Raw genomic sequence first — 17,498 nt, forward strand, 5'->3', positions numbered from 1 at the left:
GGAATTTCTAGATGTTCTATTTTTTATACTTACGAAGACCTGCAAGACTCAATAATCCCAAAATCATTCCCACAACTGGAAGCATGCTTGCTGCTGATCCTGTGTTTGGCAGGGATTGTTTTGGTTTGCCTGGTTCTTCAGGTTTTGGTGGTTCTGGAGTGTGGGTTGTTACCTTCGCAATCATTTCTTGTCCATTGACAATATTGACAAAAGTATTCTCAACTTCTCCAGCCGCAATACGCTCTACTTCGATGTAGAAGTCCGCATCGAAGGTTCCTTTAATTCCTAGAGAGTTTAGGAAGTCCTGGTTGATAACGTAAGACCATTGACCACCTTTGGCATCCCACTTAACAGTCACAAGTTTCTTGATGAACTCAGAATTTGTGCCTTGGTTGAACTCAAAGGTAAAGGCATAAGTGCTACCTTTGGCAATCTTATCTCCTGCCTTGATAACCTTACCATTCTTCAGGATAACATCGTAAGGCAACGTTAGATCTTTTTCTGCTGTGTATTCTGTACCCTTGATGATACCTTTCCAGTTCCCAGTATAGCGGTCATGCTTCATATCGAGTTTATCCAAACCGTCATATTGGTACAACATATGGTGTCTTTCTGGAACAGTTGCACCGTCAAGAAGATACTGAATCAATTCACCCATTTGAACTTCTTTACCGTCAAGAACTTTCTGACCTGTTTTATCAAGCGCATGTTTTTCTGGATGTTTTGGTTTCGGTGGCTCTGGTGTACGAGTAATAACCTTGGCAGTCATTTCTTGTTTATTGACAATATTGATGAAAGTATTCTCAATCTTATCACCCGTTTCAATACGCTCAACCTCGATGTAGAAGTCTGCATCAAATGTTCCTTTAATTCCTAAGGAGTTTAGGAAGTCTTGATTGATAACGTAAGACCATTGACCACCTTTGGCATCCCACTTAACAGTCACCAGTTTCTTGATAAACTCTGAATTAGTAGCTTGGTTGAACTCAAAGGTAAAGGCATAAGAGCTACCTTTCTCAATCTTATCACCTGCTTTGATAACCTTACCATTTTTCAATGTCACATCATAAGGTAACACAAGCTGTTTTTCTGCTGTGTATTCTGTACCCTTAATAATACCTTTCCAATTACCAGTATAGCGATCATGCTTCATATCGAGTTTATCCAAACCGTCATATTGGTATAGTGTATGGTGTCTTTCTGGAACAGTTGCACCATCAAGAAGGTACTGAACAAAATCACCTAGCTGGACTTCTTTGCCATCAAGGACTTTCTTGCCACTTCTATCAAGCACATGTTTTTCTGGGTGTTTTGGTTTAGGTGGCTCTGGTGTACGAGTAATAACCTTAGCAGTCATTTCTTGTTTATTAACAATATTGATGAAAGTATTCTCAATCTTATCACCAGTTTCAATACGCTCCGCCTCGATGTAGAAGTCTGCATCAAAGGTTCCTTTAACTCCTAAAGAGTTAAGGAAGTCTTGATTGATAACGTAAGACCATTGACCACCTTTGGCATCCCACTTAACAGTTACAAGTTTCTTAATAAACTCTGAATTAGTACCTTGGTTAAATTCAAAGGTGAACGCATAAGAGCTACCTTTAGCAATCTTATCGCCAGCTTTGATAACCTTACCATTTTTCAATGTCACATCATAAGGTAATACAAGCTCTTTTTCAGCAGTATATTCTGTTCCTTTAACGATACCCTTCCAGTTCCCAGTATAGCGGTCATGCTTCATATCAAGTTTATCCAAACCGTCATATTGGTACAATGTATCATGTTTTTCTGGAACAGTTGCACCATCAAGAAGGTACTGAACAAAATCACCTAGCTGGACTTCTTTTCCATCAAGAACTTTCTTGCCAGTTCTATCAAGTACATGTTTTTCTGGCTTAACATTTGGAACTTCAACTGTTACAAGATTCGACTGATGTCCAATTCCAAAATCAATTTGATAAAAGTCATTCTTCACGATTTGACCTTTTTCAACAAGCAAACGTGCAGGTAGATCAATCGTGATATTCTTAGCTTGTTTCACATAGTTTTGATAGAAAGAAGTAGAATCTTTCGCCACCCAAAGGTAAAACTCACCTTTAGGATTTAAGCCTGCTTCCTTCAAAATGTTTTGGATTTCTTGTGTACGTTCTTTTTCTGAAAGAACATGGTACATATTAAAAAGTGCTTTTACATCTTTATTAGTAGAATCCTTCATAGTAATTTGGCTATCATCTACCATGTATGCACCATCTTGAACATCATCTGCCAAGGCCCATGTTTTAGCAACATTTTTTGAATCAGCAGTAAATGTTGAATATGGTTTGTAGTCAGTTGTCAAACTGAATTTCACATTTTTATCAAATGTGTTTGCGCCATCAATGTTGTGACCATAATTATCAGTAATAGCCTTCTTAGGTTTTGGAGTTGAAGGAGTAACACGCAAGCGTGAATAGTTCACTTTTACAGTAGGAACTAAAGGCATTCCAGGAATATTCTTCTTCTCAGGAGGAGTTGGTGCTGGGGGAGTTGGAAGTGTTGTACGAGGCACAAACTCTTTTGGTTTTTCCAATTTAGGTTTAGGAATTTCTTTAGTATCCTTTTGCTTCAATTCAGGTTTAACTGGTTCTTCAGGTTTAATCAATGGTCTTTGAATAGAAGAATTAACTCCCCACAAACCAAATGTATACCCATGAGCATGAGTAATTTCTAAATCAGTTGGTGCTGGTTTCCCTTCCTTCTTCGCAATTTCTTCTAAATAGGCTTTATAGGCATAATATTGACTCTCAGGACGAGTATTATTTGTACCAACCCATTTTGAATATCTTGAAGCTGTATAGGTCAAATGATTCTTTGAACCCCAACCAACACTCATCAATGAACCTTTAGGTACAGAACTTTCACCCAATACTCCAGTACCTAAAACACTTCCTACACTAAAATCATCTAATCCAGAAGGATCAGCATGATTAAATCTAGCAGGATTTACAGTTCCTTTAATAAACTCTTTACCATTTTCAACTACTTTAGTCAATTCAGAATCTGGGTGAATCTTCAGAATACCAGTAGACCCATCTTGATATTCAAAACGATACATTTGATCATAATCCAAGTCAGTCAAAACATTTACATAAGCAAGATTTATTGGTTTACCTGTTGCTTCATCAAAATATTCAATATCAAGATCAGTCATCTGATAATTCCAAGAAGAAAAATCAAATGCAGAATGTGATTTTATTTTTGACCACTCTACATTCATTCTAGGTTGAATATTATCATTACCTTTAACTTTAAATTCAGGAACTAGATCAGAAGTAAAAGTAAATTTTGCTAAAATAGACTTACCAGATTCAGTACGTCCAATATTATTAAGTGTGAAATAATCACCCTTCTTAATATTCTTTAAGAAGAAACCTGTTCCCCCTTCTTTGGTGTCATAAGTTTTCTCCAATAAATCTTTTCTACTGAATTTTACTTCTGTCTTTGGAGAAGCACTTAAATACCCATTAACACGTTCTAAATCCTTAACACCTTCAAATACAGCATGAAAATTCTTATAAAAATCTAAAGAACCTCGACCGGATTCATTATAATCACCATAAAGTTTTACTCCTGTTGAAGAAGCAACAAGACCAAGTTTTTCTAATTTTGCTTTTTGCTCATTATAGATAGCTAAATCTTGATTATATTTTTTTAAATCCTTGTCATATTTTTCTTCAGCATTTTTATTGCTAACTTCAATCTGCTTATTCGCATTTTCTTGATCCAACTTAGCTTGCTTATAATCATCCAACTTCTTAGCGTTATCACGTTCGATTCGTGCATTTTCACCTTCAATTTCTTTTTGCTTCTTTTCATTGTCGGCAAGAATAGCATTATTCTCAGCTTCAATACGTTTCACATCAGCTTTATGTTTATCAACTGCTTTTTCATAAGCTAGCTGTTTAGCGTTGTTTTCTTTTTCAATTTCTTCACGTTCTTTAGTAGTTTTATCTACCCTAGAAGAATAATCAACAGTCACAGTTTTAACTTCTTTTTCCTGCTTCACATAATCAGCTTCAATTTCTTTCTGCTTGCCTGATACTGTATCAGTAGTTGCAACTCCTTTGTCCTGCACAGCTCCAACTTCAACTTTAACGCCTGCGTCTTTAGCTTCTGCTACAGCTTTGTCAAGATTGTCATGAGCAATAGGAACTTCTACTTCTGTTTTCTTCTCTACTACAACAGGCTTATTAGTTGAAACTTCATCAGCAGATACAATCCCTTGAAGTCCCATTCCTAAAATTCCAAGCGCAAGAATAACTCCACACGCACCAGCTACTTTTGTCTTACGGATTGAACCGTAAGCCTTAAATTCTTGTGTCTTTGACATCTTTTTTTCTCCTTTTAAATTAAAATTTTTTATTTTATCAATCTCAATCATTATAATCCTATGAAGGTGAACGAGATCGCTTAAATACTTCTAAAATCATACCCATTTTCCTGAATAATCAAGTTTATATCCTTGAATCACTTCGTTACGAGCATAAGAACCATCTGATTTCAAATAATACCACGCCTTATAGTTTGAATCATAAATCCATTCATTTACAGCCATAGCACCACTAGACCTCAAATAATATGATCCTTGCCAAGTATTTCTTGCCATATAGCCACCTCTCTTGAAATAATACCAAGAGCCACCTAGTTTCATCCACTCACTATTCGCATAAGAGCCACCTTCTTTTATGAAAAACCATGAATTATAATTTTTATCATATACCCACTCTTTTTCTGCCATCTTACCATCAGACTTCAAATAATAGCTTCCCAACCAAGTATTTGTTGACATATAGCCACCTCTCTTGAAATAATACCAAGAGCCACCTAGTTTCATCCACTCACTATTCGCATAAGAGCCACCTTCTTTTATGAAAAACCATGAATTATAATTTTTATCATATACCCACTCTTTTTCTGCCATCTTACCATCAGACTTCAAATAATAGCTTCCCAACCAAGTATTTGTTGACATATAGCCACCTCTCTTGAAATAATACCAAGAGCCACCTAGTTTCATCCACTCACTATTCGCATAAGAGCCACCTTCTTTTATGAAAAACCATGAATTATAATTTTTATCATATACCCACTCTTTTTCTGCCATCTTACCATCAGATTTTAAATAATATGAGCCTTGCCATGTATTCGTCACACGCTTATCATTTCTATAAAAGAACCATGAGCCATTTTCCTTAACCCAAGCATTCTTACTTGAAAAAGAATTACTTTGATTCTGAGAAGGTTTGTTCGGTTTATTCGTATCTTGTTTTTGAGAAGGTTTATTCGGTTTATCCTTGTCTTGTTTTTGAACAGGTTTAGATGGCTTAGCAGGACTTGTATTTTGTTTTTCTTTATCCTTCTTAGCTTTTTCTTGTTTCTCCTTTTCTTCCTGAGCCTTTAAAGAATCAATTTCCTTGGAAATTTTGTTATAGTCGTTATAAGCGCTCTGTAACTTCTCGTACTTACCTCTTTCATCTTGTAATTCTTTTGATTTTTTAGCTAAAGTTGCTTGTCGATTGCTTTCAGTAGTATTTGATGGACTAGAAGTATTAAAAACACTCTTTGTTGCTTTAGATAAATCTTCATTAGAAACTTTAATATAACTAATTCCTAAACCATCTTTTAAATAATGAAGTGAAATTCCAAGATACTCATTCTGATAAGTAGTTCCATAATTTACACCAGCAATAGATTGTGCATGAAGAAATTCTGAACCATTATATAGAAATTCTAGTATAGAATAATGAATCCATTGTTTCATTTCAGCTTTAGTCATTTCACTTGAACCACCACTTAAAGCAAAGTAGTTTTCATAGTACTGACCACCATATTCGCTTACTTCATCTTTCTTGCTAGAAGTAGGCAAGCCATATTCTCTAGCTACATCATTGATACCTTTTACATAGTGCCAATCATAAATACTTCTATTTGCTTCAAGAACTTTTTTTGAAAGTTTATCGGCAAAATCAATAGATGAACTAGCTAGAGTAAGCTGTGGCATGCCCATTTGACTACGAACTTGATTAAGCATATCCAAGGCAAAGTAATTCAGTTCAATTTCAACTTCCTTAGGAAGATTATTAAGATTATAAACCTCTACTTGATCTGAAGCACTAGAAATAAAATTACCTTCTTGTGAACGTAGCTTGCTACTTTCTGACTTCAAAATTTGTTCTGCTCGATTTCTTTCAGATTCACTTTTATCATAATTGAAATAATCTTTAAGAGCCTTTGCATACTCAGCACTGACTTTGATTGTATTCTTTTCTGAATAAGGTACATTTAACTGAGTTACTTGTTGTTCTAATTCTTTTATCTTGTTTTCACTTTCCTTCAAAGAATACCAGCGACCACCTGCTTCAAATCCACTAGACCCATTTGCCTTATAAAGACTATCTTTCTGCTTCTCTAGTTGAGAGATTCTTGCTTCTCTTGCAGAATCAGCATGAACTACACTATTACTAAATGCAAGTAATGTTACTGTTGAAAGTAACAACATTGAGCCTTTAACTTTCATTGTTTACTCCTTAACAAAATTCAAAAAAACTTCTATAAATTCCACAAAACCAATAATTCTAAATATCCATTCTTTTCTCACTTCTATTGTCAATTGACATAAAAGAAAAACTTAAGATATTCTAAAAATTATTTAACAGTACATTGTTATAATTCGTTTAAATTTTCCTTATTTTAAAATAGTTTTTTCTTGTAAAAGTAACCTACTGCTGTCATTAACATGCCACCGATAACAGCTAGGAAACTTTGTGCTGTTCCTGTGTTTGGCAAAGTTACCATTTTACCATCTTTATCTGTAACAGAAATTGTCTTATCTTCATTGACAGTACCTCCGACCTCTTCAGGAGCAACCACTGAACCATCTGAAAGGACTATATTTCCGCCTTGAGTGCTAACAATTGAAGCTCCTGTATTCGTTTCAACTGGTTCTTTTGTTACATCATGCACCACTTGACCTGTTGAAGTTGAAGTAGTTCCAATTTGAGACTTCCCTTGTTCGTTTGCTTCGACTGTTGTTTTTGGCTTTTCAGCAGGTACACCGTCAAGGCTTTCAGCGTTATCCTTACCTTGTGGTTTGTCTTTAGTTGATGATGTATCTGGTGTTACTGGTTTATCAGTTGGTACGCCATCTAAGCTCTCAGCATTGTCTTTACCTTGCGGTTTATCTGTAGTTGATGATGTATCTGGTGTTACTGGTTTATCAGTTGATACGCCATCTAAACTCTCAGCATTGTCTTTACCTTGCGGTTTATCTGTAGTTGATGATGTATCTGGTGTTGTTGGATCAACTGGAGTAACTGAAGGCTCTGTTGGCTGAACTGCTGGAGCTTCTGTTTCTGTTGAAGCGCTAGGTGCTGTTGGCTGAACTGCTGGAGCCTCTGTTTCTGTTGAAGTGCTAGGTGCTGTTGGCGTAACTACTTCTGTTGTTGGAGCTGAAGAGTCAATTGGTGCAAGTTCGTCTGCTGATACATAACCAGCTTGTGCAAGTGCGATAGTTGAAAGTGCTAGTGTAGCTAATAATTGTTTCTTGCTCATTTTGATTTTTCCTTTTCTTTATTTATTTTTCGGGTTATAACCTTTTCCAGTTAAACGAAGTTCCATTCCTGATGGTGTCTTAACTTTTCGAGCTATAACTTGAGCATCTCTCTTGATAGTGCGAATTTGATCATAAACCTTTTTATAAGGCAAATGAAATTCAACATCCCTTAAAAGGCCGTCTACATATCCTCTAGCCTGTTTGACTGCATAGTCAGGCTTCAGGATAAGGTCTGTGCCGTCCTCTAAGCGAGCTGTCGCACCTCCTTGTTTTCCTAAAACTTTTAAGTCCTTTAGGTGGACGGTTATTTCATCTGTCATAGATTTCTCCTTGAAGTTGAAAGGCGAAAATTACGCCGTGCTGTGTAAAAACGTATTTTTACATCGGTATTTCATACGCTGGGTTTATAGTCTAGGAACCCTTACTCCTTCAGCTTATGACCATTGTCATGCTTTTTCGTTCAGTGGCTGGACTAGATATCCTTTTCTAGTTTGCTACTCGCCCCCGTTTCTTTTTTATCCATAGCCACGCTGTATTAGGGCAAGCCTTGTATTCAGTTTTCAAAGGTCTGTAGTTTAATGACTTCTCGGTCAATATAGATTTATCTGTACTAGGTTTGGTCCGATTCTGATCCTAACAGGTAGTCAATAGTTACCCCAAAGTATTCTGCTACTTTTTTAGCATTTTCAAGACTTATCTGACTATATCCTGTCTCCCAGTTAGATATTGTGTTGCGAAACACTCCTATCTGATCAGCCAAAGTCTGTTGTGACAACCTGGCTTTTTTTCGTAATTCTCTGATACGATTTTGTGTTTGTTTCCTCACATCTACTTATCTCCTTCATTATTTGAACTTGACAGTATTTCATCATCCATCAGAGGAGCATTCTTCAGCTCCAGCATGACAAGCCCTAATCCATAAGCTAAGATCAATAATAAAGTCATTGTAACTAGTTTAAACATTACTATCCTCTTGATATTGTTCCTTATTTTGTTCGATAAGTTATCTTCTTCACCCATCGAGGATTGATAGAAAACGGCGGAGTCGAGGATGTAAAATTCATGCTCGCTCCTGTTCCAAATGAGCTTGATACCAATTTTTCTAGTTCCTCTAAGTTGAAAGTGATGGAAATACTTTCTACCGTTTTATCAAAATACTCTACAATCATTTCAATCTCTTGAACTGATTGGGAAGTTGTAGATTTCATAGCTTGCACTCCGTTAATTCTCTCTTGGTGATTAAACAATCCCATAAAATTAATCCTCTTTCTGTTGCCATGATAAGAAAATTTGGCTGAGTTTCTCAGCTCTTTCTTTTTTCGGTAAATCAAAAACAGCTTTAGGAATCGTGTAGATTTTCTCCTTCGGGCTGCGACCTATCGTTAGCACTTTACCATCAATTGGTCTAAATTCATCTTTTAACATGTTTCAACTCCCTTAGACAATTCTGATAAATAGCTATTGAGTTTCGTCTCCGACAGTTTATCTGGATAATAGTATGCAATCAGACTAGGGCACTCATTAGGGAATTTTCTAGCGTGCTCACTTTGTCCTGATAGCTCCATAAAGCCCTGTTCTTTTTCGATAAGCAGAGCCATTTTCCAGAAGCGAATCATCATTTTGTAGAAGTACGCTGGAACATTCTGGATTGATTTTCCTTCAGCCTCTCCTGTTTTAATTTTGAAAATCAATTTATCAAGCTCACGTTCAAGATCTTGCAGCCAAACCTCTCCATAAATTTCCTGATCAGCTAAGAGGTTGTTGTAATTCTTCTCAACTTGACGTTTCGATTGATAGATTTTATTTTCAAGAATTTTTGCATCTTTTCCAAACAAACTGAGTTTCTGAACTAGTTGAGGAGAAAGAAAACCATGTTGCCCCATTCTAAACGCTTCAGAAATTGATAAATCAGATAAAGATGACTCGCCCTCGTATCGATTAGTATCGTATGAATATTCTGTCTGACTCCTCTCTGTATTTATTCCGTCCGCTTCGTGGACGTTTTGAAGTCCATTTTGCGGACGTCCGTTTTTGATACTTTCGCTATTACCAAGGCTTTGGGGTGCTTTTTCATAGAGAACTTTACCAAAAGCATTAACCCTCTTCAGTAACTCACCATCAGATGAATAGTTCTCCACTATTTCTAGATTAGCATCCACTAGCTGAAGATAAAGTCTATTTGGCTTATTGAGCCCTTGCCTAACTTCTCGTAAGAGACCATGTTCTTGCAGTTCTTTCTTGATTTTAGTAACCTTCATCTTTCCCTTATCCAGTAGTAGCATCAAGTCAGAAACTGTAAAAATTAGAAAGACTGCTCCATTTTCATCAACGTAATCTCTATTGCCCTTCTGGAATGAACTGATACTTAATTTACAACGATTATAAAGAGCACCATAAGCCAACTTAGCATCAGATGAAAGACCTGTGTAAGAACTAGTCAATTTGACATAGCCGTTCTCATTGTGTTGAATACGGGTGAAAAATATTTCTGGAATTTGATAAAAAGTTAGAGTAGCTAGTTGATCAATTGTGATATCCGCCATTAGTAGCCTCCTACAACTTGTAACCTCAAGCCACCAGCTTCAGGAAAATAAACAAGATGAGTTTGCTCTAACTCTTCAATAGCTGCAATAGCACGGCTTCTAGTCCATCCCATTGTATTCATCAAATCTAAAATCATTACGTCTCTAGTCAACCTTGAGACCTTTGTTTTGTGTTGTTTCATAGGTAATCCTTTCTTGTCACAAGCTAGTGTTAATTTACAGCTATATCATAATGGATAATGAGAAAATCTGTTTTAAAGGGACAATGAAATAAATTATAGAATCAAGGCATATAATTTATTTCCCTAAATATATCCCATCAATTCTGGATTATCTGACATTTTTTCTCCTTTCTTTAATTTTTGTAACGAAAAAAGAGAGCGATTTTCTCGCTCTCTCAAGTTTTATGATATTTAATTTTTCACTTTCCCAAAACTCTAGACACTTACGGAAGATTTTTTTATTTAACATAGACAATACCCAACTTCCCAAAAGCCACATCTCCACGGATAATCAAGGTTTTACTGGTTGGAGCTAGAGAAGTATCTGCCTTGGCTACACCACAGAAGGTTTCTACCTTTAAATCAACTCTCCAATGTTGGGGAACATAAATAACTGCACTTCCGAAACCAACTTCCACCTTCAGGGTTGCAGTATCTCCTAGAATTTCTGCATTGTCATAATATATCTTGGCGTTGCCAAAACCAACTTCTACTTGGTCGTCTACAAGATCTTGATCTTGTTTATAGAAAGTCCCACTTCCAAAAGCAACTTCCTTATCTGTAAGAATGGTCTTTTTACCATCATACCACCATTTTTTCCCATTCCAAGTTCTGTTAGAATGAGTGAGTGCGCTGACACCCATTACGATTAAAATACTTGCCCAGAACAATGACTGATTGGGAATTGGTAAAATGCCATAAAAGTGGTTAGCAATCATTAAGGCTACTAGAGCTGTAAAAGAGGCTGAAGTTAAGTGACGACGCAACAAAGCTCCAACTGATTGATAGGCAAAAAATGCAATACCAATCAAAGGCCAAATGTGCCCTCCCAGAGAAGGGATTCCAAAATTTCCTTGTAATAATATTAAAGCTGCCAATACTAGCAACACAATACCAAATACTTTCTTTTTCATGTTCTTACCTCATGTTTCTTAGATTTTCTTTTAGGAGAGATTGGTAATGTCGTGACACATGAACCTCCTTGTGGGTCTGATAAAAGGAAATGGTGCCCGTTCCTGAAAAGGACTTATCCACCGAATAGACTTGCCGAATATTAGCGATTGTTGACTTGGATACCCGACTAAAATAGCGAGGAAGGATAGACTCTAACTCATAGAGTTTAAGTCGAACCTCGTAGGCATCTTTCTGGGTATGGGCGTAAATCTTGCTACCTTCCGTCTCAAAGAAGAGAATTTCCGACAAGTCCAGATAATATTCACCTGTTCCCTTGTAAAAAATCAACCGAGGAGACTTGGACTCTTGCAAGAGACGCTGCAAATCCGCAATCTCATCTGTCAAAGCCGCCGCCTTGATGACAATTTCAGTTTCCTCTAAATTGCTGTCAATTTCGATTCGTAACTTCATTCCATCTCCTTTCTGACTCTACTATATCAAAGCCAAAATAAGAAAACAAGAGCAAAAAAGCAAGTGGTTACTTTAGACCTGTAAGTGGTTGTAGGATTACCTTAACTTACATGTCAAAATAGAAAGAAAATCATCCCCCACGCAAGACCGCTAGTATAACCAACCACTACATCCTTGGGATAATGCACTCCCCCTAAAACTCTCACTAGACCGAGGAAGGCTGACAAGACTAACAAGATAATCCCTAGAGATAAACTAGCATGAAGGCAAGCCATGGAAATAATGGTTGCTGAAAAGACATGACGACTGGGCATAGACTGACCAGGACTATCTCTGTCAAGCAAAGGTTTAATATCCCATTCCTCATAAGGCCTAGGGGCATTGATTTTCTTACGAAGAAGGGATAAAATCACAAAACCTGTAGCAGGTACAAACACATAGATTAAGACCGGTTTCCCTAAGCCTTCTTGGAAATAGGTAGTGGCCAACAAGGTTAAATAAACTATAGGCATAACTACCGTCATGAACCGATTGAAAGTTCTTAACAATCTCAGGAAAAAAGGTTTATTTTCAATGTTAGCAGCGATATGGTTATACCATTCTTGATAATTTTTCATATATTTTCTCATCACTTACTCAAATTTTATACTCAATGAAAATCAAAGAGCAAACTAGGAAGCTAGCCGTAGGCTGCTCAAAACACTGTTTTGAGGTTGTAGATGGAAGCTGACGCGGTTTGAAGAGATTTTCGAAGAGTATTACTTGCAGGGAAGCACTTGTCTTCTAGTATAGTGCAGAAAAAGAAGGCCGTCAAGCCTTCTTTCGATTTATTCTTCTGCTTCACCTTCTGTAAACTGACTGTTGTAAAGGTCAGCGTAGAAGCCTCCTTGTGCCATCAACTCATCATGATTGCCTTGCTCAATGATATTGCCATCTTTCATGACAAGAATCAGATCAGCATTTCGGATAGTTGACAAGCGGTGGGCGATGACAAAGGAAGTTCTTCCCTCCATCAATCGGTCCATGGCTTTCTGGATCAATTCCTCAGTACGAGTATCAACCGAAGATGTCGCCTCATCCAGAATTAGAAGTAGCGCATCTTTCAGCAAAGCACGAGCAATGGTCAAGAGTTGTTTTTGTCCGACAGACAAGGTCACTGTATCATCCAAGACGGTATCGTAACCATCTGGTAGAGTCATGATAAAGTGGTGAATCCCTACAGCCTTGCTGGCTTCAATCACGCGCTCATCACTAATACCTGTTTGGTTATAGATGAGATTGTCGCGAATGGTTCCTTCAAAGAGCCAAGTATCCTGCAATACCATTGAAAAGGCATCGTGTACTTCCGAACGCTTCATCTCCTTGGTATCCACACCATCAATGCGAATACTTCCCTTATCAATCTCATAGAACTTCATCAAAAGATTGACAATGGTTGTCTTACCAGCCCCTGTCGGTCCGACAATCGCAACCTTTTGACCTGCATGAACAGTCGCAGAAAAGTCATGGATAATGGTTCGCTCTGGTGTGTAACCAAAGGAGACTCGATCAAAGACTACTTGACCTTTCATATCGATCAATTGTCTTTCTTTATGGGATTCGTCTTCCATTTCCTCTTCAGCTAGGAATTCGAAGACACGTCCCATGGCTGCACTAGCCTGCTGAAGACTAGTAATCCCTTGGGCAATTTGTGAAAGAGGCTGAGAAAAGATACGAACGTAGGCCATAAAGGCAACGATAATCCCAATACTAATCTGCCCATTCAAGGACAAGGCTGCACCAACGATAATCACCAAGGCATAGCTAAAGTTCCCAATAAACATCATAATCGGCATCATAATCCCTGAAATAAATTGAGATTTCCAGATACTATCATACAGACGATGGTTTAATGTCGCAAATTCTTCTTTCGTACTCTCGATAGCATTATAACTGGTCACCACATTATGGCCAGAGTACATTTCCTCCACATAACCATTTACAGCCGCCAAATCCTGTTGCTGACTCTTAAAGAAGCCCTGCGATTTGCCCATAAAAACGGACACGAAAGCAAAACCGATAAGAGTTGAAACAACCGTCACTAAGGCTAAAATCCAGTTCATCCCAAACATGGTCACCAAAACTGCCACGACCAATAAAGTGGATGAAAGAACTGTCCCCAGACTTTGATTGAGGGACTGTGCTGCAGTGTCAACGTCATTAGTCACACGAGACAAGGTATCTCCTTGAGAATGTCCATCAAAATATCCTAATGGAAGACGATTAATTTTCTCTGCAATCGCTCTTCTCAGACGCTCTGAAAAACGTTGAATGGCTGTTGTAAACAGAAAGGCCTGCAAATAATTTGATAGGAGTCCAATCACATAGATGACGGCCAAAAAACTACCAATGGCTGCAACCGCAGCGACATCCACACTTGTTTCTAGCCCACTTGCAATAATATTGGTCATTTCCTTGATACGGGTTGGACCATATACAGTAATGATATTGGATACGATTGTTGCTAGAAAGGCGATTAGAAGGGCAAACTGGAGGCCTGCAAGATAGGGTTTACTCTGTTTCCAAAGAGACATTCTCTTATTTTCCATGTTCCAATTCCTCCTTCGATAGTTGTGAATAGGCAATTTCTTGGTAAACTTCGTTATTAGCTAGAAGTTCCTTGTGGGTGCCTTGTCCCACGACTTTACCTTGATCCAATACCAAAATCAAATCTGCATCCATAATCGTTGAAATACGCTGTGCGACGATAAGCTTGGTCATAGATTTTGTTTTCTCTGCTAGCTCTTGGCGTAGGACACGGTCTGTCTTGTAATCCAAGGCTGAGAAGGAGTCATCAAAGATGAGGATTTCTGGCTTCCGAGCCAAGGCACGAGCAATAGCCAGACGCTGTCTTTGTCCACCTGAGAAGTTGGTTCCTCCTTGGGCTACTTCTGACTCTAAGCCCGCTTCCTTGTCTTCGATAAAGTTCTTAGACTGGGCCAATTCTAAGGCTTGCCACATAGCTTGTTCATTAAGCGGTGTTTCTTGACTGTGTCCAAAGTCTAGATTGCCCTTGACATCACCTGAAAAGAGTACAGCTTTTTGTGGAATATACCCAACCTTGTTGCGCAAATCTTCCAAACCGTAATCTTGAACATTAACTCCGTCCACCAGAATTTCTCCTGCTGATACATCGTAGAAACGTGGAATTAGATTGACCAGAGTTGATTTACCAGAACCAGTTGAGCCGATAAAGGCCACTGTTTGGCCAGCTTCTGCTCTAAAGCTAACATTCTCGATAACTGCCTCCGAATTTGCAGCATAGCGGAAGGTCACATCCTTAAATTCGACCTGACCTTTGAGATTTTCATCAGCCAACTGCACTTGAGCAGGATTTCGGATAGAAGAATGCAAATCTAGAACCTGATTAATCCGCTTGGCAGAGACCATAGTTCGGGGAAGAACGATGAAGAGCGCTCCCATGAGAAGGAATCCCATAACAACCTGCATGGCATAAGACATGAAAACAACCATGTCACTAAAGAGAGGCAGACGTGCTGTCGCAGCAGCATCGTTAATCACATAGGCCCCAATCCAGTAAATCGCCACACTCAAACCACTTGAAATCCCCATCATGATAGGGTTCAAAATAGCCATAAGACGGTTGACAAACAAATTCAAGCGTGTCAATTCATCATTTGCTGCTGCAAATTTTTCATTTTGGTATTCTTCAGCATTGTAGGCGCGAACGACACGAATACCTGTTAAACTCTCACGAGTGATACTGTTCAGTTTATCAGTCAGCCCCTGAATCAAGGACTGTTTTGGAAAGGCTAGCGTCATCAAAACAGTCGTCATCAGAACGTTGACAATCACTGCCACAAGTACGGCCCAGAGCCAGTATTCTGAATGACCTAAAATCTTCCCGATAGCCCAGATAGCCATAATCGGACCACGCGTAACTACTTGCAAGCCCATGGTAATCAACATCTGAACTTGAGTAATGTCATTGGTAGTACGAGTTAAAAGACTGGGAATAGAGAATCTCTTAATCTCTGTCTGCGAGTAATCCAAAACTCGGTTAAAAATATCACTTCTCAGCCTACTAGTATAAGAAGCCGCCACTCGGGATGCAAAAAATCCAACTGCGACTGCGGATAAGAAGGCAAAAAAAGACATTCCGACCATCATACCTGCTGGTTGCCATAACTCATCCAAGTTGGTTCCTTGACTTCCCAGCAAATCCGTAATTTTCGAGATATAGGTCGGAACTTCCAACTCTAGGTAGACTGAAAAGCAGGTAAAGAGAATGGCTAGTAAAATCATCCCCCATTCTTTTCTACTAATTCGTTTGGCTAATTTCTTCATTCTCTCCTCCTATTCCCTTGATATTTTCCTGTAGTTGAGCAAGGACTTTCTCAAAAATCAGTAATTCATCTTCATCAATGCCTTCCATCAACTGCTTATCAATTCGTTCAAAAAAGGCTTTAACATGCTTCATTTGAGAACGTGCTTTGTCCGTCAAACGAACAAATTTTGCCCGCTTATCGCTAGGACTCGCCTCCAATTCCACCAAACCATTTTGCACCATACGCTTGACCAAGTTACTCGCCACAGACTTGGTAATATTTAGTTCCTGCTCTATATCTTTAATCAAGACCAGTTTCTCTTTTTGTTCACACTGATCTACAAAACGCAGAACCTGACCCTGTGGTCCACCCATAAATTCAATACCACAACGTTTGGCTTCCTTTTGCACCATCAGGTGAATCTGATGACCAAAACGCTTAAAGACTAACATCGGTTTGTCCATACTAACTCCTTTCTAACCATTGCATTTGGTTCTCCTGAGAACTAAATAAGTTTTCATGAGAACTATTTTACCACTTTGAAAAGAGATGTCAAGAAAAAGTTTTCATGAGAACTATTTTCTTGATTAAAAAAATCCCAAGTGAGCTTCTCACTTAGGATCATATTCTCAATGTTAAATTAGAACCCGTCTACGTTTGTGTAGATTTTTTGTACGTCCTCGTCGTCTTCAAGGACACTGTAAAGTTTTTCAAAAGTTTCAAGGTCATCGCCTGACAATTCCACTTCTGACTGAGGAATCATTTCCAATTCAGTCACTTGGAATTCTTGGATACCTGATTCACGTAAAGCAACAATAGCCTTGTGAAGGTCAGTTGGCGCTGTGTAAACCGTGATTGTGCCTTCTTCTGCTTCTACATCGTCCACATCCACATCTGCTTCGAGCAATTGCTCAAAGACTGCATCTGCATCTTCACCTGCAAATACAATAACTCCCTTGTTGTCAAAGAGGTATGAAACCGAACCTGAAGCACCCATGTTTCCGCCATTTTTACCAAAAGCTGCACGGACATTGGCCGCTGTACGGTTGACATTTGAAGTCAAAGTATCCACGATCAACATAGAACCATTTGGCCCAAAACCTTCGTAACGTCCTTCTGTAAAGGTTTCGTCTGTGTTTCCTTTAGCCTTGTCCAAAGCCTTATCGATAACGTGTTTTGGCACTTGGGCTTGTTTAGCACGGTCGATAACGAATTTCAAGGCTGAGTTTGATTCTGGATCTGGATCACCTTTTTTAGCTGCTACATAGATTTCTACACCAAATTTTGCATATACTTTAGAGTTAGCTCCATCTTTAGCCGTTTTCTTGGCTACAATATTGGCCCATTTACGTCCCATTAGGAATCTCCTTTTTTCACATTTTAATCTTTCTTATTATAACACAAGTTTTTTCGATTTTCACTAGAGGAAATGGATTTTATTTAGCAAATC

General features: G+C 38.3%; 17 protein-coding genes. All 17 read right to left on the minus strand.

Features of this window, described 5'->3' with window-relative positions; translation table 11 throughout:
- Nucleotides 1–16: 16 nt before the first annotated feature.
- The 17 genes from B7699_RS08360 to B7699_RS08425 all read right to left on the minus strand — a co-directional run bounded on the left by B7699_RS08360 (nucleotide 17) and on the right by B7699_RS08425 (nucleotide 17,405).
- Entirely contained in the window at nucleotides 17–4,369 is a 4,353-nt protein-coding gene (locus tag B7699_RS08360; protein ID WP_142358335.1) for an LPXTG cell wall anchor domain-containing protein, read from the minus strand.
- A gap of 96 nt (nucleotides 4,370–4,465) precedes the next feature.
- Complete coding sequence (locus B7699_RS08365) at nucleotides 4,466–6,556, minus strand: SEC10/PgrA surface exclusion domain-containing protein (protein ID WP_084927938.1); 2,091 nt, start codon at nucleotides 6,554–6,556, stop codon at nucleotides 4,466–4,468.
- A 173-nt stretch (nucleotides 6,557–6,729) separates the two neighbouring features.
- Entirely contained in the window at nucleotides 6,730–7,590 is an 861-nt protein-coding gene (locus tag B7699_RS08370; RefSeq protein WP_084927939.1) for an LPXTG cell wall anchor domain-containing protein, read from the minus strand.
- Between the two features lie 18 nt (nucleotides 7,591–7,608).
- Nucleotides 7,609–7,911, minus strand: coding sequence for a hypothetical protein (locus tag B7699_RS08375; RefSeq protein ID WP_084927940.1), 303 nt, complete (start codon nucleotides 7,909–7,911; stop codon nucleotides 7,609–7,611).
- Between the two features lie 290 nt (nucleotides 7,912–8,201).
- A complete protein-coding gene (locus B7699_RS08380) occupies nucleotides 8,202–8,417 on the minus strand; it encodes a helix-turn-helix transcriptional regulator (protein WP_061416000.1) in 216 nt (71 codons plus the stop codon).
- A gap of 2 nt (nucleotides 8,418–8,419) precedes the next feature.
- The gene (locus tag B7699_RS09820; protein WP_275655600.1) at nucleotides 8,420–8,554 is read right to left on the minus strand and encodes a hypothetical protein; all 135 of its coding nucleotides are present in this window, start codon (nucleotides 8,552–8,554) and stop codon (nucleotides 8,420–8,422) included.
- Nucleotides 8,555–8,577: 23 nt separating this feature from the next.
- The gene (locus B7699_RS08385; RefSeq protein WP_084927941.1) at nucleotides 8,578–8,844 is read right to left on the minus strand and encodes a thiopurine S-methyltransferase; all 267 of its coding nucleotides are present in this window, start codon (nucleotides 8,842–8,844) and stop codon (nucleotides 8,578–8,580) included.
- A gap of 4 nt (nucleotides 8,845–8,848) precedes the next feature.
- On the minus strand, nucleotides 8,849–9,016 hold the full coding sequence (locus tag B7699_RS09640; RefSeq protein ID WP_192852025.1) for a hypothetical protein: 168 nt from the start codon (nucleotides 9,014–9,016) through the stop codon (nucleotides 8,849–8,851).
- Nucleotides 9,010–10,134, minus strand: coding sequence for a replication initiator protein A (locus B7699_RS08390; protein WP_084927942.1), 1,125 nt, complete (start codon nucleotides 10,132–10,134; stop codon nucleotides 9,010–9,012). Before B7699_RS08390 ends, B7699_RS09640 begins: the two co-directional genes overlap by 7 nt.
- Entirely contained in the window at nucleotides 10,134–10,316 is a 183-nt protein-coding gene (locus tag B7699_RS09555; RefSeq protein WP_000809178.1) for a hypothetical protein, read from the minus strand. The genes B7699_RS08390 and B7699_RS09555 overlap by 1 nt, the downstream gene beginning before the upstream one ends.
- Nucleotides 10,317–10,594: 278 nt before the next feature.
- On the minus strand, nucleotides 10,595–11,269 hold the full coding sequence (locus B7699_RS08395) for a LiaF transmembrane domain-containing protein (protein ID WP_084927943.1): 675 nt from the start codon (nucleotides 11,267–11,269) through the stop codon (nucleotides 10,595–10,597).
- A gap of 4 nt (nucleotides 11,270–11,273) precedes the next feature.
- Complete coding sequence (locus B7699_RS08400; protein ID WP_000776607.1) at nucleotides 11,274–11,720, minus strand: LytTR family DNA-binding domain-containing protein; 447 nt, start codon at nucleotides 11,718–11,720, stop codon at nucleotides 11,274–11,276.
- Nucleotides 11,721–11,833: 113 nt separating this feature from the next.
- On the minus strand, nucleotides 11,834–12,337 hold the full coding sequence (locus B7699_RS08405) for a phosphatase PAP2 family protein (protein WP_192852026.1): 504 nt from the start codon (nucleotides 12,335–12,337) through the stop codon (nucleotides 11,834–11,836).
- 210 nt (nucleotides 12,338–12,547) lie between these two features.
- Nucleotides 12,548–14,308 carry an ABC transporter ATP-binding protein gene (locus B7699_RS08410; protein WP_084927945.1) on the minus strand — a complete coding sequence of 587 codons (1,761 nt, stop codon included), beginning with the start codon at nucleotides 14,306–14,308 and terminating at the stop codon, nucleotides 12,548–12,550.
- A complete protein-coding gene (locus tag B7699_RS08415; protein ID WP_049550554.1) occupies nucleotides 14,298–16,067 on the minus strand; it encodes an ABC transporter ATP-binding protein in 1,770 nt (589 codons plus the stop codon). Before B7699_RS08415 ends, B7699_RS08410 begins: the two co-directional genes overlap by 11 nt.
- Nucleotides 16,042–16,512 carry a MarR family winged helix-turn-helix transcriptional regulator gene (locus B7699_RS08420; RefSeq protein WP_020902723.1) on the minus strand — a complete coding sequence of 157 codons (471 nt, stop codon included), beginning with the start codon at nucleotides 16,510–16,512 and terminating at the stop codon, nucleotides 16,042–16,044. Before B7699_RS08420 ends, B7699_RS08415 begins: the two co-directional genes overlap by 26 nt.
- A gap of 176 nt (nucleotides 16,513–16,688) precedes the next feature.
- Complete coding sequence (locus tag B7699_RS08425; protein WP_023940351.1) at nucleotides 16,689–17,405, minus strand: YebC/PmpR family DNA-binding transcriptional regulator; 717 nt, start codon at nucleotides 17,403–17,405, stop codon at nucleotides 16,689–16,691.
- Between the last annotated feature and the right edge of the window lie 93 nt (nucleotides 17,406–17,498).

Source organism: Streptococcus mitis (assembly GCF_002096835.1).
Taxonomy (GTDB): domain Bacteria; phylum Bacillota; class Bacilli; order Lactobacillales; family Streptococcaceae; genus Streptococcus; species Streptococcus mitis_W.